At 53.4% G+C, this 24,947-nt stretch carries 16 protein-coding genes; 7 read left to right on the top strand and 9 right to left on the bottom strand.

The window, feature by feature from the left end; all coding sequences use genetic code 11:
• Position 1: 1 nt before the first annotated feature.
• From fecD to fecI, 6 genes are all read right to left on the bottom strand, one after another.
• Entirely contained in the window at positions 2 to 964 is a 963-nt protein-coding gene (fecD, locus tag EPIR_RS15620) for a Fe(3+) dicitrate ABC transporter permease subunit FecD (protein ID WP_023656452.1), read from the bottom strand.
• Positions 961 to 1,950: an iron-dicitrate ABC transporter permease FecC gene (gene fecC / locus EPIR_RS15615; protein ID WP_048697868.1), complete on the bottom strand. Its 990-nt coding sequence runs from the start codon at positions 1,948 to 1,950 to the stop codon at positions 961 to 963. The genes fecD and fecC overlap by 4 nt, the downstream gene beginning before the upstream one ends.
• Positions 1,950 to 2,855 carry a Fe(3+) dicitrate ABC transporter substrate-binding protein FecB gene (locus EPIR_RS15610; RefSeq protein ID WP_023656450.1) on the bottom strand — a complete coding sequence of 302 codons (906 nt, stop codon included), beginning with the start codon at positions 2,853 to 2,855 and terminating at the stop codon, positions 1,950 to 1,952. Before EPIR_RS15610 ends, fecC begins: the two co-directional genes overlap by 1 nt.
• A 67-nt stretch (positions 2,856 to 2,922) precedes the next feature.
• Complete coding sequence (gene fecA, locus EPIR_RS15605) at positions 2,923 to 5,286, bottom strand: TonB-dependent Fe(3+) dicitrate receptor FecA (RefSeq protein WP_023656449.1); 2,364 nt, start codon at positions 5,284 to 5,286, stop codon at positions 2,923 to 2,925.
• Positions 5,287 to 5,380: 94 nt separating this feature from the next.
• Positions 5,381 to 6,352 carry a ferric citrate uptake sigma factor regulator FecR gene (gene fecR / locus EPIR_RS15600; protein ID WP_023656448.1) on the bottom strand — a complete coding sequence of 324 codons (972 nt, stop codon included), beginning with the start codon at positions 6,350 to 6,352 and terminating at the stop codon, positions 5,381 to 5,383.
• Positions 6,352 to 6,876 carry a ferric citrate uptake sigma factor FecI gene (gene fecI, locus EPIR_RS15595; RefSeq protein ID WP_023656447.1) on the bottom strand — a complete coding sequence of 175 codons (525 nt, stop codon included), beginning with the start codon at positions 6,874 to 6,876 and terminating at the stop codon, positions 6,352 to 6,354. The genes fecR and fecI overlap by 1 nt, the downstream gene beginning before the upstream one ends.
• 361 nt (positions 6,877 to 7,237) lie before the next feature.
• Here fecI and EPIR_RS15590 point away from each other — a divergent pair, with 361 nt between their 5' ends.
• Positions 7,238 to 9,355: a TonB-dependent siderophore receptor gene (locus EPIR_RS15590; protein WP_023656446.1), complete on the top strand. Its 2,118-nt coding sequence runs from the start codon at positions 7,238 to 7,240 to the stop codon at positions 9,353 to 9,355.
• Positions 9,356 to 9,431: 76 nt separating this feature from the next.
• Here the strand turns inward: EPIR_RS15590 and EPIR_RS15585 are convergent, their stop codons facing one another.
• The 3 genes from EPIR_RS15585 to EPIR_RS15575 are packed head-to-tail and all read right to left on the bottom strand — an operon-like array spanning position 9,432 to position 14,643.
• Positions 9,432 to 11,786 carry a GNAT family N-acetyltransferase gene (locus tag EPIR_RS15585; protein WP_023656445.1) on the bottom strand — a complete coding sequence of 785 codons (2,355 nt, stop codon included), beginning with the start codon at positions 11,784 to 11,786 and terminating at the stop codon, positions 9,432 to 9,434.
• Position 11,787: 1 nt separating this feature from the next.
• Positions 11,788 to 13,080 carry a lysine N(6)-hydroxylase/L-ornithine N(5)-oxygenase family protein gene (locus EPIR_RS15580; RefSeq protein WP_023656444.1) on the bottom strand — a complete coding sequence of 431 codons (1,293 nt, stop codon included), beginning with the start codon at positions 13,078 to 13,080 and terminating at the stop codon, positions 11,788 to 11,790.
• Positions 13,081 to 13,089: 9 nt separating this feature from the next.
• On the bottom strand, positions 13,090 to 14,643 hold the full coding sequence (locus EPIR_RS15575; protein WP_023656443.1) for a pyridoxal phosphate-dependent decarboxylase family protein: 1,554 nt from the start codon (positions 14,641 to 14,643) through the stop codon (positions 13,090 to 13,092).
• 820 nt (positions 14,644 to 15,463) lie between these two features.
• On the opposite strand from EPIR_RS15575, the gene EPIR_RS19155 reads away from it, so the two are divergent.
• The 6 genes from EPIR_RS19155 to EPIR_RS15550 all read left to right on the top strand — a co-directional run bounded on the left by EPIR_RS19155 (position 15,464) and on the right by EPIR_RS15550 (position 24,902).
• A complete protein-coding gene (locus tag EPIR_RS19155) occupies positions 15,464 to 15,664 on the top strand; it encodes a hypothetical protein (protein ID WP_240987372.1) in 201 nt (66 codons plus the stop codon).
• On the top strand, positions 15,613 to 17,070 hold the full coding sequence (locus tag EPIR_RS15570) for a TULIP family P47-like protein (RefSeq protein WP_023656441.1): 1,458 nt from the start codon (positions 15,613 to 15,615) through the stop codon (positions 17,068 to 17,070). The genes EPIR_RS19155 and EPIR_RS15570 overlap by 52 nt, the downstream gene beginning before the upstream one ends.
• A 10-nt stretch (positions 17,071 to 17,080) precedes the next feature.
• Positions 17,081 to 18,313, top strand: a complete 1,233-nt coding sequence (locus EPIR_RS15565; RefSeq protein ID WP_023656440.1) for a TULIP family P47-like protein — start codon at positions 17,081 to 17,083, stop codon at positions 18,311 to 18,313.
• Positions 18,250 to 18,744, top strand: coding sequence for a hypothetical protein (locus EPIR_RS15560; RefSeq protein WP_048697865.1), 495 nt, complete (start codon positions 18,250 to 18,252; stop codon positions 18,742 to 18,744). Before EPIR_RS15565 ends, EPIR_RS15560 begins: the two co-directional genes overlap by 64 nt.
• On the top strand, positions 18,680 to 19,879 hold the full coding sequence (locus tag EPIR_RS15555) for a hypothetical protein (RefSeq protein WP_240987370.1): 1,200 nt from the start codon (positions 18,680 to 18,682) through the stop codon (positions 19,877 to 19,879). Before EPIR_RS15560 ends, EPIR_RS15555 begins: the two co-directional genes overlap by 65 nt.
• Positions 19,880 to 19,943: 64 nt before the next feature.
• Entirely contained in the window at positions 19,944 to 24,902 is a 4,959-nt protein-coding gene (locus EPIR_RS15550; protein ID WP_023656437.1) for an RHS repeat domain-containing protein, read from the top strand.
• Positions 24,903 to 24,947: the final 45 nt, after the last annotated feature.

Below are 24,947 nucleotides of genomic sequence, written 5' to 3'. Positions count from 1 at the left end.
ATCAGCGGGTTCTCATTAAAAGCCAGAAAAAGTAGGGCGCACCGATACAGGCCGTCAGGATCCCGGCAGGCAGTTCCAGCGGAGGGTGCAGGGTACGCGCCAGTAGGTCGGCCAGCAGCAGCAGCAGGGCACCCACCAGCATTGCGCCGGGGATCAGCCAGTGGTGACGGCCGCCCACCAGGCGGCGGGTAAGATGCGGTGCCAGCAGGCCGATAAAGCTCAACGGCCCGCAGACCGCGACGCTGCCAGCCGCCAGCGCCAGCGCCAGCAGCAGGGTAAGCCGCTGGCCCCGACGCACGTTGACGCCGAGAGTGGCGGCCTGCTCTTCTCCCAGCACCAGCAGATCCAGCTGGCGGCAGAGCAACATACCCAGCGGTAACAGCAGTAACAGCCACGGGAGAGCGACCCAGACAAAGGTCCAGCCCCGCCCCCACAGGCTGCCGGTGAGCCACATCAGCGCCTGATTGATCTCCAGCGGATGTGACAACATTAAATAATCGGTAACGCTGGCATATAACGCGGTTAAGGCCACGCCGAGTAGGGCCAGGCGCAGAGGTGAGCTGTTGCCCGCCGCCAGCCGCAGCAGGGCAAAGGCCAGCATTGCGCCGATAAAGGCCAGCAGCGGTAGCCATATGACCGGCAGGGCAGGAAACAGCATCAGCGCACCGATCGACATCAGCCCGGCGGCATGATTAACGCCGAGGATTTCCGGTGAAGCCAGCGGATTACGCACCACTCCCTGTACCAGTACCCCGGAGAGCGCCAGCGCGGCCCCCACCAACAGCGCCAGCAGGATGCGCGGCAGGCGGTACTCCACCAGAGCGAAATAGTGACTGTCGCCAGGCCGTAGCGCCCGCCGCAGATCGGCGAAGCTCAGCGTTTCACTGCCGTAGCGCACGGAAAGCAGCATCACTATCGTCACCAGCGCCAGCAGGACGATCAGCGTTAAGGCGGGTTTCTTCACGTACGCCTCCTGACCAGCCAGATAAAGCAGGGCGCACCGATCAGCGCCAATACCGCGCCGGCGGGCAGTTCGGCTGGAAAGGCCATTGCACGCGCCAACAGGTCGGCCAGCAGCATCAGCAGAGCACCAAACAGCATGGCGATCGGCAGCATGAGGCGCAGGTCGCAGCCGATCCAGGCACGAGCCATATGCGGCACCAACAGGCCAAGAAAGGCCACCGGCCCGGCCACGCTCACGCAGCTGCCCACCAGCAGAACCACCACCAGATTGACCAGCAGACGGAGCTGCCGGAGAGGAATGCCGAGGGTGCGGGCGCTGTCGTCGCTCAGCTGGAGCAGGTTAAGACGGCTGGCGAATAGCCAGGCCAGCGGCAGCAGTAGGGCGCTGAAGGGCAGCAGCTGCCAGAATTCACGCCAGCGTACATGTGAGACACCCCCGGCCAGCCAGTGGAGTATGCCCCAGGCGTGATCTTCCGCCAGCAGCAGGATGGCGCGGGTCAGCGCCGCGCACAGTGCGGATACCGCCACTCCGCCGAGGATCAGACGGCTGCGATCGCAGGCGTCCCAACCCCTGCCGAGCAGCATCACCACGCCCCAGCTCAGGCCGCCGCCCAGCGCTGCCAGCAGGGCGATGCTGTATCCGGCCACCCATGTCGGGTCGAAAGCGCTGGCGACCACCATCGCCAGTGACGCTCCGGCGTTAATCCCCAGCAGAGACGGGGAGGCCAGCGGGTTGCGGGTCAGCGTTTGCAGCAGACAGCCGGATACTGCCAGGCTGGCACCCAGCAGCATCGCTACCAGGCTGCGCGGCAGGCGTAAATTAAGCACCAGCGCCTGCGGCAGATCGCTGACTTTGCCCGGCAGCATGGCCGATAGTGCCTGCCAGGGCGCGATCGGCACCTGCGACCAGCTGAACAGCGACAGCCAGAATACCCCGGCCAGCAGGGCAAGCGGCAGCATCCAGGCGATAAGCGGTCGGCCGGACATCATTCTGCGGGCGTCAGAGGCCGGTGATGAACAATGGCCACCAGATCGGCGGCAATTTGCTCGGCGGCGAAGATCCCGCGCATACGTGCCCAGCTATTACTGTCAACCGCAGCAACCTGATTTTTCTGCGCCGCCGTCAGCATCTGCCACAGCGGGTCCTGCTGCCAGTCGCGTACGATGCTTTGCTGCCGATAGTGGGCCACAATCAGCCAGTCCGGGTTGATCGCCAGCAGCTGCTCAAGGCTGATATTGGAGAGTGCCGCCTGATTGATAGGGGCAGAAACCGCCATGCCTAGCGCCGTCAGCACGCTGCCGGTGTAGGACTCGCTGCTGTGCAGGTTGAACTGCTGTTCGCGTGAAGTGCCAAATACCACCTTCATCCCTTTGGGCAGCTGGCTGGCAAATTGCTGCATCCGCTCATGGTGTAGGGCCAGGCGTTGCTGCATTTCTGCATCTTTATCCAGTACTTTGCCGATAATCGCTGCCGATTGCAGGTTTTCTGCGTAAGTTTCATTACGCGATTTCAGCATCAGAGTCGGCGCAATGCTGGACAGCTGGCGATAAATACCCTGGTGGCGGGCGCTGTCGGCAATAATCAGATCCGGTTTTAACGCCGCGATGGTTTCCAGAGCGGGCTGAGCGCGGGTGCCGACCGACTGCCACGGCTTGAGACGTTCGCGTACGGCGGGCAGAACGCGCTTCGGGTCATTGTCGTCCGCCACGCCAGTCGGACTGACTCCGGCGGCGGCCAGCGCATCGACAAAGGAGAGTTCCAGCACCACAACGCGGGCGGGTGGATGTTCGAGAGTAAAGCTCCCGTTACTGTCCTGAACGGTGACCGCCTGTGCAAAGGACAGCCCCGGCAGCAGAGCGCCAAGCAGGACGAGGATAAAACGTGTCAACATGATCCCTCCGGGTGATAAAAAATAGCAAAGCGGGCCGCCATAGGCAGCCCGCAAGTCTGTCAGGGTATCAGAACTTCAGTGAGCCTTGCAGGTAAACCGTGCGCGGCTGACCGGCATAAATCCCTTTATTGTTATCGTCGTAGGCGCGGGTGAAGTACTCATGGTCAAAAATGTTTTTCACGCCGACGGCCATATTCAGGTTGGCATACTGCGGGCCGAAATCGTAGTTAGCGCGTGCGCCCCACAGCATAAAGCCCGGAATGCGGCCGGTACTGCCATCGGCGCTTTCCTTAACGGTATTGGCGTTATCGGCGAACTGCGCCGACTGATATTCACCGTTCAGGTTAAGGGTCCAGCTGCCGGTGCGATAATCCATGCCCACCGTCCCCTTATGTTTAGGTGAAAATGGCACCTGGTTGCCGTGGTAGTTACCCTGTTCACGGATGACCGCATTGACATAAGCATAACTGGCTGAAACTGAAAGATTTTCAAGCGACGGGGAGAAGTCTCCAAGATCGTAGCGTACCTTGCTCTCCAGCCCGGTATGGCGGGTTTTTCCGCGTGCCGTTACGCTGTCGGTCACCTGATTGGAGTCATACTGATTGCTGAAGTTGATTAAGAACAGCCCTGCTTCGGCCTGGAGTACCTGATTATCAAATCGGGTACCCAGCTCCCAGGTGCGTGCCTTTTCCGGCTCCACGCTACCGCTGCTGACCGCTTTACCTATCTGGCTGTACTGCACGGTGCCGAAAGAGCCTTCGGTATTGGCATACAGATTCCATTCATCATTCAGATGGTAGAGCACGTTAAGCGCGGGCAGCGGGGCATTGTAGCCAATTTCCTGCTTTTCACCCTTGATGAAATTGTTCTGATAAGACTGAATATGCTCGTAGCGCATCCCCGGCGTGAGCGTCCAGTTGCCCACGTCAATGCGGTCGTCAATGTACCAGGCGTGCGCTTCGGTGCCGGACTGCGTGTCACGATCGTACGGGCTGTTGCCGGTTGGCAATTTTCCGCTGCTGGCTTTACTGGTGTAACGCAGCTCGTGGGTAGACTCACTCACATAACGATAACCCACGCCGACTTCGTGAGCGGTTTCTCCCCAAGTGAAACTCTGGCTGTAGCGCGGTTCGACGCCACGTACCCAGTATTCACGCGGAGAAAGGGTCAGGTTTTTGCCCTGATCCAGATAACCGCTGCGCAAGGTGTTGGTGTAGAAAGTCAGAATATTGAACTTGTGCTGGGTATCAGGCTGGAACTGATAGCCAAGACTGGCCAGCTGGCGACGGCCCCAGAACTCATCGTAAGGGCGGGTTGACTGGAAACGATCGGCATTGTAATCCGCTCGTGACAGGCCGCCCGGCATCTGCGCACGGCCTTCATAATATTGCAGTAAGCTGCTGAAGGTGTGCACCTCGTTCGGCGCATAGCGGGTTTTCAGCATCACGTCATCGATTTTTGTCGAGCTGTGTTCACGCCAGTCGCTGCCGCGCGTGCCGGAGTAAAGCAGCGCAGCGCCCAGGCCGTTGTCAGCAGTGCCGCCAATTAGCAGGTTGCCGCTTCCCTTAGGATCGTTCTGGCTGGAGGTGGGCGACAGCAAACCTTCCATGCCCGCTTCAATCGCAAAATCTTTCGGGATGGCGCGGGTGACAAAATTGACCACGCCGCCGACGCTTTGCGGCCCATAGCGTACCGCGCCGCCGCCGCGCACCACGTCCACTGCATCCATATTGCCTAATGACACCGGGGCAAGGGAGAGCTGTGGCTGGCCGTAAGGCGCAAACGGCACCGGAATACCGTCCATCAGTACGGTAGATCGGCTGGCCAGGCGCGGGTTCAGGCCACGAATGCCAAAGTTCATTGCCATGTCATGGCTACCGGTGCCGTTATTTTCCGGCGCGTTCACGCCGGGAATGCGGTTCAGCGCTTCACGCACGTTGGTGGCGCCGGTTTTGATAAAGTCTTCGCGGCGCAGCACGTCGCGCGCGCCGGCATGTTCAAAGACATCGTTTTCCCGCGCATCGGCCAGCCAGTCGCCCACTACCGTCAGCGTATCAGTGGCGGTGTCGGCTGGCAGTTTCTCAAGCGTAAACGCATTGTTCCCCAGCGATTTCGCCTGTAGCCCACTGCCGTTAAGCAGGGCGCTAAGCCCGCGATCGACCGGGTAGCTGCCGTTCAAACCCGGGCTGGTTTTGCCCTGGGTCACTGACGCATCCACCGATAGGGCGATGCCGGAGGCAGTGGCAAACTGATTCAGTGCGCTGTCCAGATCGCCGGGGGCGATATGATAGCTGGCCACCGCATCCTGGGTTACCGCCGCCGCCAGGGCCGGGGTAAACAGGACGGGTAGCGCAAAGGTGCAGTGAATAGCCAAAGCCAAAGGTGTTGTTTTGCTAAAAACGCGCTTTAGCGGTGCGCGGGAATCAGGCATGACGATCTCCATTTACAGGATGTTTATGTTATCTGTATAAGGAGTCGAACGAGGGAGTCAAAAGGGATAAAGGGAATGAGAATATTTATCATTTTTATTTCATTTTTTTACTGACACGCACCCAGTAACGGCTAAAGGTGTGGATTTTAATGGGTAATGTCTGGGCTAAAACGGCCAGCAGGCGATCGGTATCCTGCAAAGGCCAGGTTCCACTAACGCGCAGGTCAGCCGCGTCGTCAGCACAATCCAACCGTCCGGGACGGTAACGGGCCACCTCGTCAAGTACCTCAGCCAGCCGACGATTACTGACACTCAGTACCCCCTGAGTCCAGCTGTAGCTGGTGCTATTCAGCGGCCTTAATGGCTCAAAATGTTGCTGGCTAAAACGCAGCATCTGTCCCTGATCCACCCGGTGCGGTTCGTCGGGACGGTCGCTTAACCTCACCTCCACCGCGTGCTGTTGCACCGCCAGCCCGCTGCTTCCATCCCATTGACGAACGCTAAACTCGGTTCCCAGCGCGCGCAGCATGCCCTGGCGGGTGGTGACCAGAAATGGCCTGGCCTGCGCATCGGTGGCGGTGGTAATGGCAATTTCGCCCTGAATTAAATGGATCAGCCGCTGGCTGTCGCTGTAACTCACCTGCACGGCACTGGCGGTGTTCAGCATCAGCGTTGAGCCATCCTGTAGCGTCAGCCGACGAGTTTCACCCGTCATTGTGTGATAGTCAGCACGCAGTCCAACCGCCGCCGGGGAACGCCACAACTGCCAGCTGCCGCCAACCCCGAGCAGCAGGAGCATGCTTTTCAGCACCCGCCGCCGGGTCTGTTGAGTATGCAGATGAGCCTGATTCAATGTGCGGTAGCCAATATCTCCCGGCAGTTTTTGCAGCTGACTTTGCAGGGATTCCACCCGCTGCCAGGCCCAGCGATGAATATCGTTTTGCTGATGCCACTGCTGCCAGCGGGCATGCTGTTGTGGCGTGGCGTCACCGGCACACAAGGTGGCAAACCAGCTTGCGGCCATTTTCAGCGCCTGACGCTGTTGTTCGGTGATCCTACTGTTCATTATTCTAACTCTTGCAACAGATGAAACAGCAGGCAGTGTTCAGTGGCTTTCGCCATATATTTCTTCACCGAGCTGACCGACACCCCTAGCTGCATGGCGATCTGTGCGTAGGTCAGGCCCTCTAGCTGGGACAGCAAAAAGGCACCGCGTACCTTGTCCCCCAGACCGCTTAGCATCGCGTCAATCTGTTGCAGGGTTTCCAGCAGCAGATGCTGTATTTCCGGTGACGGCAGCTGCTGTTCCGGCAACTGTTCGAGGGCTTCTTTCCAAGCCTGCTCCAACGCGTTGCGCCGCCAGAAGTCCACCATCACCCGGCGGGCCAGCGTGCAGAGGAACGATTTGGGTTCACGGATCTCCGTGGCACCGCCGCCAAGCAGCACGCGCATAAAGGTATCCTGTGCCAGATCCTCGGCGTCCGACGTCGAGCCCAGCTTATGCTGTAGCCAGGACTTCAGCCAGCGGTGATGCGTCTGGTAAAGCGTGGAAAAGCTGTCGACAGGGGGCTGCGTCGCGCTGATAGACATAGAAAGTTACACTTTATGGCAGAAAATTAACGTCATGAGAATAGATGATAATGGTTTTCATTTCAATCGTGGGAGAGTCACGGTCCTGCCGAATATAGCACCAACTAAGTCATCTCTTATTTTCTTAAAAAACCTTAATCAATAATCCGATTAAAAGCAGAGAGAGTGACAGTTTGCCATCATTTCCAACCGCATTTTTTCAGGAAGTTATTAAATTAATCACTTGAAATAACGCCTTAAAAAAGATAATAATTCTCATTTACATAGTGTAACTGGTTACATTTACATTACGCGCGCCTGTTTGCTCTGAATCCATCCGCGAAACAAGAGCGATGAGTCCAATCTTTGTAAGGGAATTGAAATGAGAATGCCTTTTAGCCTCAAGCGTTCCGTCCTGCTTTGTGGCATAGCACTTGCTACGCCCGGTATCAGTTATGCCGCAGACACGCTGGTGGTTACCGCTAAGCCTGAAGAAACATCCAGCACGCCGACTGAAGGCTATACGGCGAAGATCAGCAATGGAGCGACAAAAACGGATCGCTCATTGATTACCACCGGCCAATCAATTTCCGTGGTCACTCGTCAGCAGATGGAAGATCAGGGAGCGATGGATGTTAACCAGGCGCTGAACTATACCGCCGGAGCCTTTACCAACTTCGCGGGTGCGGCCACGCGTTATGATACGGTTTCGCTGCGCGGGTTCCACGGCGGTGACGTCGACAACATATTCCTTGATGGCCTGCGCCTGATGAGCGATCCGGGCAGTTACAATGTTTTGCAGGTCGATCCGTGGTTCCTCGACCGGATCGACGTGATCAAAGGCCCTTCTTCCGCTTTGTATGGTCAAACCGTGCCGGGCGGGCTGGTGATGGAAACCTCCAAACGCCCGCAGTTTACTTCGGAAGGCCATTTCCGCCTCACGGGCGGCAGCAACAACACCAGCGGTGCCGCGTTTGATTACACCAATGCGATTAACGACCAGTGGGCGTTTCGCCTGACCGGTATCACGCGTAACAGTGATACCCAGTACGATCATACTCGCGAAGAGAAATACGCGATTTCACCGTCTCTGCTGTGGCAGCCGGACGAGGATACGTCACTGCTGCTGCGCGCCTACCTGCAAAAAGATCCTTCCGGCGGTTACCACAGTGCGGTACCGGGTGAAGGCAGTATCACCGCGCACGACGGCAGAAAACTGAGCACCGGCTTTTATGACGGCGACAGCTCGCTCGATCAATACAAGCGCCGGGAGCAAATCTACAGCGCGCAGTTCTCACACCGCTTCAACGAGACTTGGGCGGTTCGCTCTAACGCCAGCTATTCACACTCTAACGTCGATCTTGATCAGGTGTATCAGATTGGCTGGAACAAAGAGAATTCCGATCTGTTGAACCGGTACTATTCAGGATCGCGATCGTCGCTAGATGCCTTTGCCATCGATAACCAGTTGGAGGCCGATTTCGCCACCGCTGAAGTGGGACATAAAATGGTGCTGGGGGCCGAGTATCACCAGTACAAGAATGACCTGAGCGATGCTGAAGGTAATGCCAGCAAGCTCAATGCCCTCACCGGTCAGGCTGTTGGCAGTCATGACAACTTCACCTTCTATAAATCGCAGCGTCGTTACTATCAGACCGGGGTTTATCTCCAGGATGAAATGACGTGGGACAAATGGCACCTGGATCTCTCCGGGCGCTACGATCGCATCGTTTCCCAGACCGATAATATTGATAAAGGCACTAAATTCCGTCGTCAGGACGATCACATCGGCGGTCGCGCAGCCCTGCTGTATGCGTTTGATAACGGTATTTCCCCTTATGCCAGCTACAGCCAGGCGATTACGCCGCAGTCTCTTCCAGGACAAGACGGCAATGTGCTGAAACCTACCACCTCTGAACAGTATGAGGCCGGGGTGAAATATCAGCCTGTTGGCACTTCTGACCTCTACTCTGTCGCCGTCTACGATCTGACGCAGAAAGATGTCGGTAACCGCGTCGTTGTCGGTTCTTATTATGATCCCGCCGGGAAAGTGCATTCACAAGGCCTTGAACTGGAAGCGCATAATCAGCTGACGCCGCGACTCAGCACAATTGCTAACTTCACGCTGAACCGCGTGCGCTATAAGGATGCCATTGACGGCAACGATGGCCATACGCCGTACGTGACGCCAAATTCGATGGCTTCAGCTTGGGCGAAATACCAGTTTGACTATGGTCTTAGCGTAGGTGCCGGGGTGCGTTACATCGGCAAGCAGTGGGCGGATAATGCCAACACCACGCGGCTGCCTTCGGTCACGCTATTGGATGCTTCAGTGCGCGCCGATCTGGGTGCCTGGAACAGCAGCCTGAAAGGGGCCTTTGTGCAGGTGAATGCCAATAACCTGACCGGCCGTGACTATGTTGCTGCCTGCTATGGCACCGGATACTGCTACTGGGGCGCTGAACGTACGGTGATGGCGACCGTCGGTTACGATTTCTAACCCGCGATCTCTACTCGCAAAACAGCACGACCGTTTAAGCGGTCGTGCTTTTTTTTATCCTGAAGCAGGAGGAAGGTTAGCGCCAGCGGGCGATCGGGTTGACCAGGGTTCCGGCAAATTTCAGGTTTTCAGCCGGATCGGACAGGTTAATCATCTGCTGGTTGTTGGCTAATTGCAGACGGTTAAGGCAGGAGCGGGTGAACTCTGGCGCGAACATATCGTAGCGGGAAAACTTGCTGGCCAGATGCGGATGGGCCTGCTGATACTCCTTCACGCAGCGCGCGACCGCCTGCCAGAACTGCTCTTCCGGCAGCGTGCCGGACTGGTGCAGAATGGCGCTAATAAAGCGGAAAATGCAGTCGAAGACGTCGGTAAAGATCGACAACAGCTTGAGGTTTTCCGGCACGTCCACCGCCAGGCGCTGCACTTTTTCCGGCAGCACGGCATCCGGGTTCATCACCGCGATTTCTTCGCCGATGTCTTTCATATAGGCGCTTACCGGGATGTTGTTCTCCAGCAGCAGGATCAGATTCTCACCGTGCGGCATAAACACCAGATCGTGTTGGTAGAAGCAGTGCAGCAGCGGGCTGAGGTAGCAGGTCAGATAGCGATCCACCCACTTTTCAGCGGCAAGGCCGGAATCGGCAATCAGTGCGGGCAGCAAGGCTTTCTGGTGATGATCAACGTGCAGGAATGAGGCCATCGTCATCAGGCGCTGGCCGGATTTCAGCTCTGAAACCGGATTATCACGCCACAGTGCGGCAAACATTTTCTTGTAAGCGGAATCACCTTTGATGGCTTTTTCATAGTGGCGGTTATGGTAACCCACTGCCGCCACCTCGCGCAGAATGCGGAAGTCGCAGCGCTGTAGCCACTCATCACCGGCAACCAGACCTTGCAGCCATTCATTAATCGCCGGTGTGGTCGCCATATAGTAAGGAGACAGGCCGCGCATAAAGCCCATATTCAGCACCGACAGCGCGGTTTTAACATAGCGCTTGGTGGGATGGCTGCGGTTGAAGAAGGTACGGATAGACTGCTGTGCCTGATAGCTATCGTCACCCACGCCGAGCCAGACAATATCGTTATTGGCAATATCCGCCGCAAATACCGTCAGCAGTTTATTCTGCCACTGCCAGGGATGAACCGGCATAAAAATGTAATCGTCGCGGCTAAGCCCTTTTTCCGTCAGCTGCGCATTAAACTGTTCAACCGTAGACTGCCCCAGCTCTTCAAGCATCAGTCGCTCGTACTCCAGGTCACTCAGGCTGGAGAAATGCGCATTGCGACGGTGTACGGCAACCCAGACCAGGTTAATCGGTGTGGCAGCTTCCGGCGCGTAAGCCAGATAGTCACGTGCGTCAAAGCCAATACGACCATTGTTTGCCACAAAGCACGGATGACCCTCGGTCATTGAGGATTCAACGGTTTGAAAATCTGCGCTCACCAGTGCCTGGCTGTCCGGGTTATTCTTCTGCAACTTAAATACGCTGCTGCACAGTGTACTGCTGATCTCTTCCATATAGGTGGCCAGCAGCGTCTGTGGAATACCGATGACCTCATTGAATTCAGTGATAAATTGTAGGGCATCCAGCGGCAGGGGATGACCGTTTTCATGTTTAGCCAGTGAGGTTACGTCGATTTCCCAGTGATCCAGCGCCAGGTGGCTGGCGTTAAACCGGTATTCCGTTTCTGTGCCCGGCACGGCAAGCGAGTAGCGGCCGTTGCCCGATTCCGTTGGCGTGACGATCATCTCATGAGCAAATTCGGCGATGGCTTTGCGGATCAGCAGCCGGTTAGCCTGATCCCAGCGATCGCCGCTCAGGTGGACGCCCGTCAGCAGCGTATTGGTGTTATTCATATTCAGCGATTCCTTCAGTAAGGCCTGTTGATAATCTTTACGCTGGCAAAAGGCCAGCCAGGCGGTTTTATGCCCCATATCGATGGTGTGCTGATAGCAAAAGCCAGCGCGCTTGTTCAGTCGATGAATTTTGCTATTACGTTCGTCCGGCTCCACCACCACCCGTTTGACTTCTGGCAGGCTGAACATAAAGTCCATCACCACGGAGAACACCTGCCAGCTGAACTGCTTCACCGGTTTGGTGGCCGGGGCTATCAGTAGATGCATGCCATAGTCGTCTGGCCGTGCGGCATAGAACTTACCAATGTCATCTTCGCTGGCCTTATAGAACTCCATCAGGAAAACCGGCTGGTCATTACAGCAGCCAATGAGCGCGGCATTTGGATTACCCGCCGTCAGCTGCTGGTAAAAGGTGGCGACCTGTTCAAGGCTGTCGTTCTGCATTCCCCAGAATCGGGCATACTCTTGTGTGACCCAGCGGTGAACGATTGTGGCATCTTCATGGCACATGGGGCGGAGAGTGAACTGGCCCGCAGGTCGGGCCGTACTGTAGAGAGCGGAATTGGGCATATCAGATTTCCGATTGTGCTGGGAAGGTCTGGAAAGCAATCTGTCGTTCGACGGGGTAGACCTCTCGTCCTGTTATTTCGCGCAGTAAGACGGAGTTACGGTAGCAAGCCATGCCCAAATCAGGCGTCACAAAGCCGTGCGTATGCAGTTCGGCATTTTGCACAAAAACCTGATTATGGCGATCGATGCTGTAATTACGCTGTACGTCGTAACGGCCTTTTTCATCCCACTGTATGCGCTGCTGAATGCCTTCCACAAACATGGGAGGACGATACTGATAGCCCGTGGCCATCACCAGACCCTCTGTTCGACGCGTAAAGGCACGATCCTGTTCCTGCTGATGCAGCATCAGCTCAAATTCGCCCTGCGGTAGCCAGCGCATATCGGTCAGCTCCGAATGGGTAAAGAGGTTGACGTCGAGCTTTCCGTCCAGCTGTTTAACGTACATCAGATCATAAATCTGATTAATCAGGCTGCTGTTGATGCCTTTATAGAGATTTTTTTGGTTAGCGTTGAGCGCATCGCGCTTCGGCGCGGGCAGACTGTGGAAATAGTCGATCCATTCTGGCGAGGTCATTTCCAGCGTCAGTTTGGTGTACTCAAGCGGGTAGAAACGTGGCGCGCGGGTGATCCAGTTCAGCTGATAGCCAAAACGATCGATATCCGTGAGCAGATCGTAATAGATTTCAGCCGCGCTCTGGCCGCTACCCAGGACGGTGATGGAACGTTTTTTCTGTAATTTTTCTTTGTTGAGCAAATAGTCGCTGGAGTGAACGAAATGTTCGCGATGTGGATGGCTACAGGCGGGACTCCAGGCGCTTGGCCCGGTGCCCAGTATCAAATGATGCGCCAGCCATTCTTGCGGCTTACCGCTCACGGTATCCGTCGAACGCACACGGTAACATTGCAGGCTGTCGTCGTAGCTGACGTATTCCACCCGGGTATTCCAGCGCAAATTACTGAGCCGCGAAGCGGCCCATTGGCAATACTGGTTGTACTCTTTGCGCATCAGGAAAAAATCTTCACGAATATAGAATGAGTAAAGTTTTCCTTTCTGCTTCATATAATTGAGCAGGCTATAAGGGCTGGTCGGGTCGGCCAGCGTCACCAGATCGGCCATAAAAGGTGTTTGTAAATGTGCGCTTTCCAGCATCATGCCGGTGTGCCAGTCGAAGCCGGGATTTTGATCGAGAAAAATGCCGTTCAGTCCTTCAACCGGTTCGCTCAGACAGGCAAGCCCCAGATTGAATGGCCCAATGCCAATGCCAATAAAATCATAAATGTTGTTATTCATAGCGGGTTCTCACAGATAAGCCGATGTGACGGCCGGGCCACGCACCTGCTCACGGCCGTAATGCACAATCAGAGCAATCACGTCTTCAATATCAGCCGCTGTGGTGTTGGGGTTCAGAAGGGTGAATTTCAGATACTGACGGCCGTTGACTTTGGTGCCGGCAATCACTGCATGACCGGAGCGAAACACGGCTTTACGGATATTGGCGTTGATGTCATCTATCTGCGCATCGTTCAAGCCAGGCCGGGGAACATAACGGAATATCTGTGTCGTCAGTTCTGGAGCATGCAATACCTCAATCGCTGGATGAGCCTTCAGCAACTGATGGGTGGTCTGCGTCAGTGCCAGAACGTCATCAAAGGCATGACCCAGTGCCGTTGGCCCGGAGATGCGCAGCGTCAACCACATTTTTAGCGCGTCAAAACGGCGCGTCGTCTGAATGCTTTTATTGACCAGGTTGGGTGTCCCTTCCTGCTGCGCGCTAAGCGGGTTGAGATAATCGGCGTGATGGGTGACATGGCTCAGGTTGTGCTTGTCGCGCACAAAGAACGCCCCGCAGCTGACGGTCTGGAAGAATGATTTGTGGTAGTCCACGGTCACCGAGTCGGCTTTTTCAATACCGGCCAGGCGCTGACGGTGATTTTCTGACACCAGCAGACCGCAGCCGTAGGCGGCATCCACATGCATCCACATGCCGTGGTGTTTGCACAGGTCAGAGATGGCTGCCAGCGGATCGATACTGCCGAAATCAGTGGTGCCGCTGGTAGCAACGACCGCTATCGGGATCAGACCCTGTTGATGACAGCGCTGAATTTCCTGCTCCAGGCAGGCAGCATCCATGCGGTAATGTTCATCGTAGTCGACCGGGATGACCGCATCGTAGCCCAGGCCCAGTATTGCCATTGACTTTTGGATGCTGAAGTGGCTCAGCTTTGAGGTGAAGACACGCCATTTAGCCGCGTCGTGAGGTAATCCCTGATGTTTGATCAGATGGCCTTGATGATGCGCCGCGCACCAGCTGTCACGAGCCAGCAGCATGGCCATCAGGTTGGACTGGGTACCCCCGCTGGTAAAGATGCCATCAGCACCTACAGGTAAACCAATGCGGCTGACCGTCCAGTCGATCACCTTCTGTTCAATCAACGTCCCGCCGGCGCTCTGATCCCAGGTGTCCACCGAACTGTTAACTGTCGCCATAATCTGCTCTGCCAGCAGGGAAGGAAGCACCACCGGGCAATTCAGGTGCGCCACGTATTTAGGATGGTGAAACCAGACGGCATCGCGTAGATAGAGGTTTTGCAGCTCTGCTAACGCGGCTTCGTTGCTACCCAGCGGCTGGTCGAGATTGACACCGCTGAATTCCTGGGCCAGCTCATGAGGCAAGATGCCGCTGAAGGGTTTTTCTACGTTCTTCACCGTTCCGGTCATCAGTGCCAGCACCTGTTCCGTCTGCCGTGCCCACGCTGACAGCTGGTGGTCATTAAAGATGAAATCATGAGGATCGCCAGCGCTAAAGCCCGGATGCCGTTCGGCGACCTGCGAAGTTTGTGAACCTGAAACCATAACCTGTTCCTTTATTAAGGCGTAAAAAGCCCTGCTGTCAGGTGAAAATGACAGCATTGTGCGCCAGACGGTGCAACGTCAGTTTAAAATTTCTAATATTCTGGAACCTGCAAAATCCTCTGGGAAATGCAGTGGAGGGTTTTTATCTGCCAAAACCGCCAAAATGCCGACATTAACTGTGGTTTTTTAACACCATTTTACTTAATGCGATGTAAATGAGATTCTAAATGAATCCTATTATCATTCAATGTTTTTTTTATGACAAATTGTCATAAACATAACTACTGGATCGAGAGTGGGATCGGCGGTCATGCACGACGCGCCGCAGAGGCGGGATGGTGAGACAGGAGCGTTATGACAGGAAAATGAGGTCGGAGCATGGAAATGTTGTCCTCGGACCAGGGACTACGGCTCCGTGGCAGATGTGTGTCGTTTTTCACTGATGCAAGGTTTTGCATTGGTAAGTTCTGCAAAGCGTTTTTTGTCGTCTGGGCCACACTACGTGCAAAGGACTATTTTTAGCCTCATGTTTATTTAACGTTAACAAATGACACTCCACAGGATATGTCAATTCATTCAGCAGGTTCGATCTGAGTCAATAAGGTATTTAGTGATTATGAGATAATTTAACAGATGGCGTAATGGGATATAGGGTCATATCAGTTTTTTTTCAATTTTTAATTATTGCTCCCTAAAAAAACGAAAAAAAATGTCCGGGGTTGACTCTCCTTTGCTGGGCGTTAAAGAATGACATTTACGGCGCTGAATATTTATATTCAGGTGTCAAAGTATGATCTGATTTAATCGTGAGGTAATATCTGTGTACGATATATCCACCAGTGGATGGGATGTGGTCAGTATCACTGACCTCGATACCATAAATAAAATTATCAGCAACGAAAAAAAACACCCGACAGGATTCTTTGTCAGCGATACTATTCTTGGAGAAAAAATTCTGCTCAACGGAAAATGGGGGGGTGGCTGCTTACCAGGAATGCCAGCGGTGGGAAAATTAATATAAAGTGTGAGATTTCAGAAGGAGTGATGAAATATGAGGATCGCGTTCTGGATGTTAACGATGGCGAAAATAAGTCATATATTGAAATTGAACTTTCACTCAAGGGGAAACACGTAGAACCTAACGATTGGGCGACGGAAAATGATATTGTTGACGAAAACACATGTTGTTATCAGTTAGTGGCAGATCCAGATAATAAGGTGATTATTTCTGGCTTCGAGTTCACCGGCCCGCAGATAAGCAATGATAATCTAAACCTGATTTTATCTGCACTTTTTAACGGCTGGTTTAAAAGTAATTTGAGCGCATTTAATCAAATTTTTGCAGTGATATTGATTGGGTTACGGGCTAAAAACAGTGATTATCAGTGGCTTTATCCTTCCGCATACAGCTATGCCGCCAACAGTTCACTCGATAGCCAGACGACGGGGTTCGGCATTTTGACGCTTATCGAGGGAAGAACGGATACCGGCAAGTTGCAGCAGTCCGTTGATATCTCGGCGCTCAGATTGGTGAAAAGGTTTGGTGCAAATCTGGCGCTGGTGATCAGCAAGGCCATGTTTGTGAAACACATTTTATTGAAGGCCGCCGTCAGTTTAATAAAAAATTCCCAAGAAAGTGATTTCACCATCAGCGATAGCGGACTATCGCTGACGAATACGCGTGAAATAGTATGGCAGGATTTCGATGCGGGCGATGGTAAAACTGTTTCACCTGTCCTACCTAAAGACGGCTTTATTTTGACGTTGCAGTCAGATTATATCCATATCACTCTTCAGGGGGCGCACTATCGGCCACAGGAAGGGGTTACTGTCTATATGGGGCTGGAGCAAAATTTCAGGTATAAGGTGGGGGAAAACGCTAAGGGAGAGCCAGTTTTTGTACCGGATGAGAAGGGGTTAGGGGATGCGCAGGTATCCTGTTCTGTTAAATTTGACAAGTGGATGCAGGCGATGGAAATAACCATGGGGGTGATTGCGTCAATCGCTGCCGTTATTTCTCTGGGTACGCTTGCTTACGGCGCAATAGCGACCAGGGCGGCGTCCACCCTAATGGCTGCTGAGAGCGAAGGGGCGGTGATGTTCTCCGTTAATACCACGGAGGCAGAGCTGGTGACGGCAGAGGCGACAACGGTAGCGCGCAATATAGCCAACGGTGCCGTGTCAAACCCGACAATTTTTAATATTGTGAAACTGACCTCGGCGATTATTGCGGCTATTGCGGGTACGGCAGCCGGGGCTATCGCCATATCTGAAGCTATTTATAAATCCGAGTATGATGACGTTCCTTCATTTTACCACTTTGCCTCAATAATAACGGGAACCAGCGTGTGGCCCCATATGAAAAATATTACGCTGAAATCAGCATCGCTGGCCGACAGCTTTGTTATCGGGCTTGAATTAAAATAAGGAGCGCGGCATGGATATGTATCACTGGGATGTGGTCTGCGCGATGTCCTGTCGGGAGCTGAACAAAAAACTGAAGGCAACGGCGTGCAGTGATTTTCGCCATTTCAGCTGGTCTGATGAAGCGGGTAATCAGATTTCTGGAGTGTTTGCCGGTTGGGAAATAGTGGCCGGAGGTGATGCGCAGCGGCTTAATCTTATTACACCACTGATCGTTGGCAAGATGAAGACTTCCGTCCTTGGCAAGGACATTAATGTTGCTGTTGATGGCCTTTGCCCGAAACTACGGGTTGAGCTGGCGTTTATTCGCGGAGGAGGCCGTATAGTTGTGCAGGACAGCGATATGACTCAGCGCTTCTCCGGCGAAGATACTTTTATTCCGATCCTGTTTTGCGAGTTGATGGTGAGGATGCTCGTATCCCGGCGTAATGAAATAACCTCTATTTTTGCGAAAATCCTGGGCATTTCGGCAAAAAGTGAAGCTTCATGGATGAAGTTGCAACGTTGTCAGTATGCCTACAATGAAACAATCAGCGGTGAACTGGGCTGTCTGGCCATTTTAGGCATATTAGAAAGCAACGCTTCCCCTCCCCATACAGATGAACTTCAGCTGGTTTTTGACTCATCACTGGTCAGTGAACGTGGGAATATCGGGTTTATGATATCCCGGCATCTATTTATGAAGTATGTTGTCCTCCCCGCATTACCGGAAGTGTTTAAAGGGGCCATCGCCGATCGGTTTTTTCTATCGAATAATGATGTGATAAGAAACAACGGTGATATCTCATTGAGTAAAATAAATGGCTACACGCCTTACTTTAATTATTTCGAGATGGAAATCGTAGACAGCAGGCTTAACATTAATAACGCCCGAGGCCGCTGTGATGTGGTGCTTAACAGCAGCTACGTCAGTTTCAACTTATCTGCCGCCTATACTCCGCAACTGTCTGTCGTTGACGGCGTATGCCGAGTGAATCTTGTCAGCGTCACGCGGCCAGTTTTTAACTGTCAGGGGCATGATACGGTCGCTCAGATTTTCTGGATATTTGGCGGTTGGATCGTTGATGCCCTGATCCAGGGTATCCGCAGCCAGATGGAGCACCTTCTTTTCGAATTCGGCAACGGTGGGATAAGTTTTGATATTTATCCGATAAATTTCAGTACGGCTTCAGATTATACAGAGTGCGGTCTGGCAGGGGCCTTCTTTATGCGAAATTCATTATCGACTATTCAGGAGGTGATATGAGCTTTATTGAAACCGTAAAATATGTTCGCCAACTCATTGTTATCGATGAATTTGGCGGGAGAGGTCATTCCGAAAAAATTAAGACATTTTATATTATTTTCAGAGTTGTTGATAAAAATGGTACGGAAGTGGCCGTGAGTAGAAATGAGATTGAAGAAGCCGTGTTAAAAAAATATCTGGTTATTTCAAACTACATGGGAGATGAGGAATATACTCTCGGTTTACTGGAAAACAACCAAAACAGCGACCACTTTACTGTCAGTAAAGTCGATTACACGTTTAATTCAAACGTTATCACCTTATCAGTGCGTGCGTTTCAAGGATGTTCAAGTATCAGTGTGAAATTTAAAAAAGATAATGAGGTTATTGCTTCTACCTGTTATCTGTCGGGTCATTCGTCATGCTTTTTCCTTTCCAGAGATATTTCATGAGTCAGGATTTAATGAAAAGGAATGTCAGATGAATAGTATACTGTATAACTCACCAGAAGATATCACCAGCGTTGACCTGACTATACGGGCTGTATCCGGTAATAACGCTCCTGTTATTTATGCCAACGGCCGCAACCAGTTGCCTTTAGAGATCATTGTTAAGGCTTCAAAAGAGAATGCGGATCATACTGAGTCAATACTGCAATTTTCGAAGGAGGTATGGATCGCTCTGCTGAATCTCCGTCATGCTGAGTCTGATGACCTGCTCACCCGGCAGGGGACGACCGGATGGTGCTTTACCGCAACGGAGAATGATTACAGTCTGGAAGTGCTCACCCGTGAGTATTCAGCTGAATCCAGCCACAGGGAACACGGCGATACGCTGATTACGCTGTATTTCTACACGGACGAGATAAGTACCACGCGTATTGCTGTCAGTATTGACACAGACGGAGGAAAACATTTTACCACCGCAGATAATTCGACCGTGGTTGAGAGAAGCTCCGTTACAGTACGTGCCTTTCAGCCGGTCAGTTATTTAAAGGGGGATTTAATTCAGGACAGAGTGACCGACCAGGGTAAAGCCCGAATCGCCATGCATTACACCGGCGACAATGGCACCTGGTCGAAAAACTTTGATGCGCATTATGACAATATTTATATTTCAATAAAATATAAAATACGCCATTACACCGTCTATAACTACGGCGCAGATGGACAGACGGATGCCGATTATCCCGAAAAAATTGCCCAATATTGGGTTTATGATAACGATCAGCATATGCTGATTGCCAATCAATCAGATCTTCCAGCAGGGGAGAGTCATAACGGTTTCTATGGCAGGGCCAGCTGGTTTGAAATATTGTCTGCAAACACCTCCATCGCAAACTACGATCTTTTTCTGACGTATCAATATAACGACCGGCCTAATACACTCTGTTGGACTCATTTCTCTTTTTCCGCATCTGACGAGTGGATATTACCGGGAGATATGGCGCTGCATGTCAACGATACAAAACTGCAACAATATAACCTTAATCCCTGGTTTGATTTTTATGACCTGTACGGAAATTATGCCAGTTTCAGTATTCACTACAACCCCACCAGCCATGAAATCGAAGTTAACCAGAAGTAGTCCATACCATTATTACTCAGTGCGCCCGGTCGATATCGATCATATTCGCTAACGGAGTTAATTTATGAAATCGCCTTCTTTTTATTCTCAGGCGAGTAACTTTATCAGTGCGGTGCAGGGTGGCGTCGATCCGCGTACCGGCCTTTTTAATGTCAGTCTACCGTTGGTTAGTCTTCACTCCTGCAAGCTGGCTGGCCCGGCGCTATCGCTGTCGCTGCAATACTCGCCGTTATCATCCGACAACGAAGGATTTGGCCAGGGTTTTTCCCTGAATCTGACACGCTATAGCATCGCTACCCGCAAGCTGGTGCTTTCCACCGGTGAGGAGTATCTCATCAGCAGCAGTGGAACGATCGTTAAACAAAAAAAACTTAAAAATTTTATTTTTGAAAATATCGGCAACGCCATTTACCGGGTTATTCACAAATCCGGACTTATCGAAAGCCTTTCTCTATTCGGTGCGGTGTTTCTTCCAACCCGTATCACGGCCCCTGACGGACGAAGCCTTAACCTGGCATGGCGCTCGTCGTACTCGCCGCCCCGGCTGGAGAGGATAACGGATGATGATGGAACGGTGCTGTGCGCCATATCCCATGCCAATGATATGTTTGCCACACTGGGGGTCAGCGTGCTTCCAGGCGATGCCGAATCGGGTTACCAGGTCGTATTCAAGTTTACCAATGCGTATCTGACCCGTGTGACCAGCAACGCCGATATCACTCCGCGAATCTGGATATTTCTTTACGATGATGTCGGTCCTGGAAAGGATTACCGGGTGATTACCAGCGTCACATCGCCGACTGGGCTGACGGAGAAAGTGGACTATTACTCTGATAGGGCAATGGCTTTTCCTGACATTGCAGGCCGTAGCGCGCTGCCCTGCGTGCACATGCATAAAATATTCCCGGGAGGCGGGCAGCCACGCAGTATTACTCAGTGGGAGTGGACGGAGCATAACTATCTCGGCAGGGATGCGGGCCAGAATCAGTGGCAGCCTGATACTGACGAGATGCTGATGATACTGCTCAACGACTACCAATATGGCTCTACGGCAAAAGCGATGGGCATGGACGGTAACACCGTTCTGAGCACGGTGACGCGGCGCTACAATAGTTATCATCTTCAGGTATCAGAAAGCACCTACCGGGCCGGAAAAACGTACCTGTATTCCACACAATATCATGCTATTCCGGGCGCGACCTTCGATGAACAGCCTGCCCAGTATGCCTTGCCCGCCCGGCAGGTTGTAACTTGGGATGATGGCAGTGGCGCATTGCCGCGCACGCGCGTGACTCGCTGGCAATTTGATGAGGCGGGTAACCCGCTGCGACAGGACGATCCGGATGGCGCCGTAACAGAGTATGTGTATTACCCGGCCGAAGGGGAAGGTAAGGTCTGTCCGGCGGACCCGCATGGTTTCACCCGCTACCTGAAAAGTAAAACGCTCACTCCGCTTCGCGTTAAGGGCGATGAACCTCTCTCTCTGGTGGTCAATACGTGGAAAAAGCAGGGTGCCATAAACGGCAAAGGCTATGCCGTGGTGGCGGACACGATCACGCGAACCACGGGCAGTGCGCGGATACTCATCAGCCGTGACTACTATAGTGATGTGGCTGACGGCTTGACGTTCGCTCGTGAAAAGACACGGATTATCACCCTGACACCCGACGTCGAGGCCAGCGATTCGTATACCCGCCGCCAGTCATTCACCTACAAATCCACGCCGCAGGGGATTCAGCAGTCTGAGGTCTTTACCTCCCACGATAACCTGACGGCATACCGCACGACCCTGCGCCATACCCGCCTTGGACACCTTCTGTCTGAAACGGATGCGCAAGGCGTCACGGTGGCCTGGGCCTACGATAAGGTTGGCCGCGTGTTAACCCACCGCGTGCAGCCGGGAATGGTACATGAACGAAAAACGACATGGTCATATACCATTGAAGACCGAGGCCCGGTCACCCTCGAAATCGATGCGGCGGGCAACCAGACGAAAACCTTTTTTGACGGGGCAGGCCGTGAATCAAGCCGTCGACGTTTTGATAACGATGCCTCGCAGAAGTGGTTGGAGGTCTCATCACGGACCTGGGGGCCCCTGGGGGAGAGGGTTGCCGGTTCCTGTAACGACTGGCTGAGCCATTCATCCGTGCCGCAACGCCTCGGCACCGTCATTGCACATGATGGCTGGGGCTGCACGAGTGAGCAGGTTTTTACGGATGGCACGAAGTTTGTGCAGGTCAGTGACCCAATACTGCTGACGCAAACCGTATCGCTACAGGGCAGTGCGAACGGTGAAAACCTCAACTCTGGGTCATTTACCACCGTACTGGAAGAACGGAGCCGCTTGCCGCTCACGGAGACTCGTAAGAATACCGCTGGTCAGACGCAGGGTGAGCGTCACCGTGAGTGGGATGGACTTGGACGCATGCGGCTGGATACGGATGAACTTAATCATCAAACAGCAGTGAGTTACGACGCATTCGGGCGCGTGCTGACACAGACCCTGGCGGACAATAGTACGGTAAAACGGACGTATGCCGCTCACCTGACTGGCAACCAGGTGGCCACCATCAGCGTGACGGGCAAAGGTCTTGACGGTAATCCACAGACCTGGCTGCTTGGGAGGCAGGAGTTTGACGGTTTTGGCAGAGTGACCAAGCGCTTAAGCGGTGGACGAACCACGTTATACGCCTACGATGCTGCCGCGCCGCTTCCCTCTTCAGTCACCCTGCCGTCAGGGAAAATAGTGAAATATACGCACATTCCTGAGTTGGGAAACGTGGTTAGCAGCATGACGGTTGACGGAGTGGTGCAGAAGTTCAGCTATGACCCGGCAACAGGCCGTCTGATCACGGCGGAGGAAGGCGATACCAGGATACATTACTCTCTGAACCCATCCGGTAGCCTGAAGGCAGAAAATTTCACCCAATGGGGCCTCTCGCGTAACGTCGGCTATACCCGTACGCTGGCAGGAAAAATGTTGGAGTACAAGGACATTGCCGGTAAAAAAACCACCCGTGAACAGGACACGTTCGGGCGGATCACCACGATTAAAGATGCGGATCTCACCGTAGACCTGAAGTATGACGCGCTGGGGCGACTGAACCGGCAGTTGGTCACCAATGTCGCCACGCGGGCTACGCTGCTCACCCAGCTGACATTTGACGATTTTGGTTGGGAAACTGCCCGAACAATGACAGACAGCAGTGATGGCGAGCTAAAAGTGATGCAGAGCTGGCTGCCAAATGGTCTGATGGCGGGTCGGACGACTCTACGGAATAAGGGAGTGATACGAGTGGAGCGCTTCGGCTACGATGTCCGTAACCGTCTCGTAAGCTATACGGTGAGCGGCACCAGCCTGCCACAGGATGCGTATAGTCATCAGATCATCGCACAGGCGTACAAATATGATGCGCTGAATAATCTGACGACGATAACGACGCCATTGATAGACGGTGGCATTGATGTTGCGACATATTATTATGGAAACAGCGCCGACCCAACCCAACTCACCGCCATAGAGCACTCCCAGGCTGGCTACCCGAAGAGGATTCTGCTGGAATATGATGCCGAAGGGCGCATGACACGGGATGAGGCAGGCCGCTTACTCTCCTATGACGCTATTGGCCGGTTAACCCGCATCAGCGGTGAAAGCAGCTATGGCTATGACGCGCTCAACCGCCTGATCAGTCAGAGCGTCAGCGGCACGAGCAGCCGCCAGCTATATTACCGTGGTGCAGAACGAGTCAATGAGGTACAGCAAGGGGAGGTAGCCCGTCTGATTAAGAACGGGCATTGTTGTCTGGGAGTGGGCAATGGCAGCAGTCTGACGTTGATGGCCAGCGATGGGCACAACAGCCTGATATGGTCGCATGAAGGCAGTCAGAAGGAAGGTAAACACCACCTCTGGTCACCGTACGGTAAAGGAGAGGCAACCCATCTGCTGCCGGGTTTCAACGGTGAGCGGGCTGATCCGATCAGCGGGTGCTACCCTCTGGGTAATGGCTATCGAGCTTACAATCCTGTGCTGATGCGTTTTAACTGCCCGGACAACCTAAGCCCGTTCGGTGCTGGCGGCATTAATGCTTACGCATACTGCGCAGGTGACCCGGTGAACAACACCGATCCGTCTGGGCACATCAGTTGGCAGGGGATAATGGGGATCGTGACGGGAACACTGGGGCTGGCCTTCTCGGTATTCACTGCCGGGGCATCAATAGCGGCTGCGGGTGGCGTGATGGCGGCTCTGGGCGCGGCATCGACCACCTCACTGGTCGCAGGAGGGTTGGGCTTAGTGGCGGATGCGACCGCCATCGCCAGCGGGGTGTCGGAAGACAATAATCCGCGCGCATCGGCCGTGCTAGGCTGGGTATCAATGGCGACGGGGATTGCCGGGGTGGCGACTGGGTTAATGCAGTTTGGTAGAGCCTTTGCTGAACAGAATACCAACATGCATTTGTCAAGATTCGAGGAGATGGGTATTAAATCACCTAAGGTGATTGGTTCTCATGCTTTTGAAGGATACATCCCACATCCCAATGTTCCGTCAATGCCCGTGCACGCCACCTACACGGCAATTGATTGGGATAGCGGAATCCCCCGATTAAACATTGTGGCTCATGGCTTACCAGGCTTATTACGTGCTGATAATAATACATGGCTAAATGCCGACTCGTTTTATCAACTGTTGTTTGAGCATGGTATTATCGACTATCACTATTCCAGTATCAGAATGCTTGTTTGCCACAGTGCTGAGCAATCATCTGCCGGAATGAGCGTAGCGGCACGTTTTGCGCAGATAACGGGTAAACCGGTTGAAGGATATCATGGCACAATGGCAATGTATGAAACGCTGAATATTACGGGGGTTCCTGTTTCAGCAGTGTATATGGTTAATGACGCCTATATGAAAGGAGGCGCGCTTGCCGCTACTGAATTTATGCACGAATATCGTAATTATATATCAATCGGGCCACATCCTAATCCGCCAGTCCCTAATATCGCTCAAATATTTTACCCATGAAGGAGTGGGAAACAGGGGTAAAGTTGCGCGATGCTTCGTCCGTTT

Origin of the sequence: Erwinia piriflorinigrans CFBP 5888, assembly GCF_001050515.1 — a bacterium.
Lineage (GTDB): Bacteria > Pseudomonadota > Gammaproteobacteria > Enterobacterales > Enterobacteriaceae > Erwinia > Erwinia piriflorinigrans.
The sequence above is the reverse complement of the archived record's forward strand: the minus strand, read 5'-3'. Positions and strand labels throughout refer to the sequence as shown.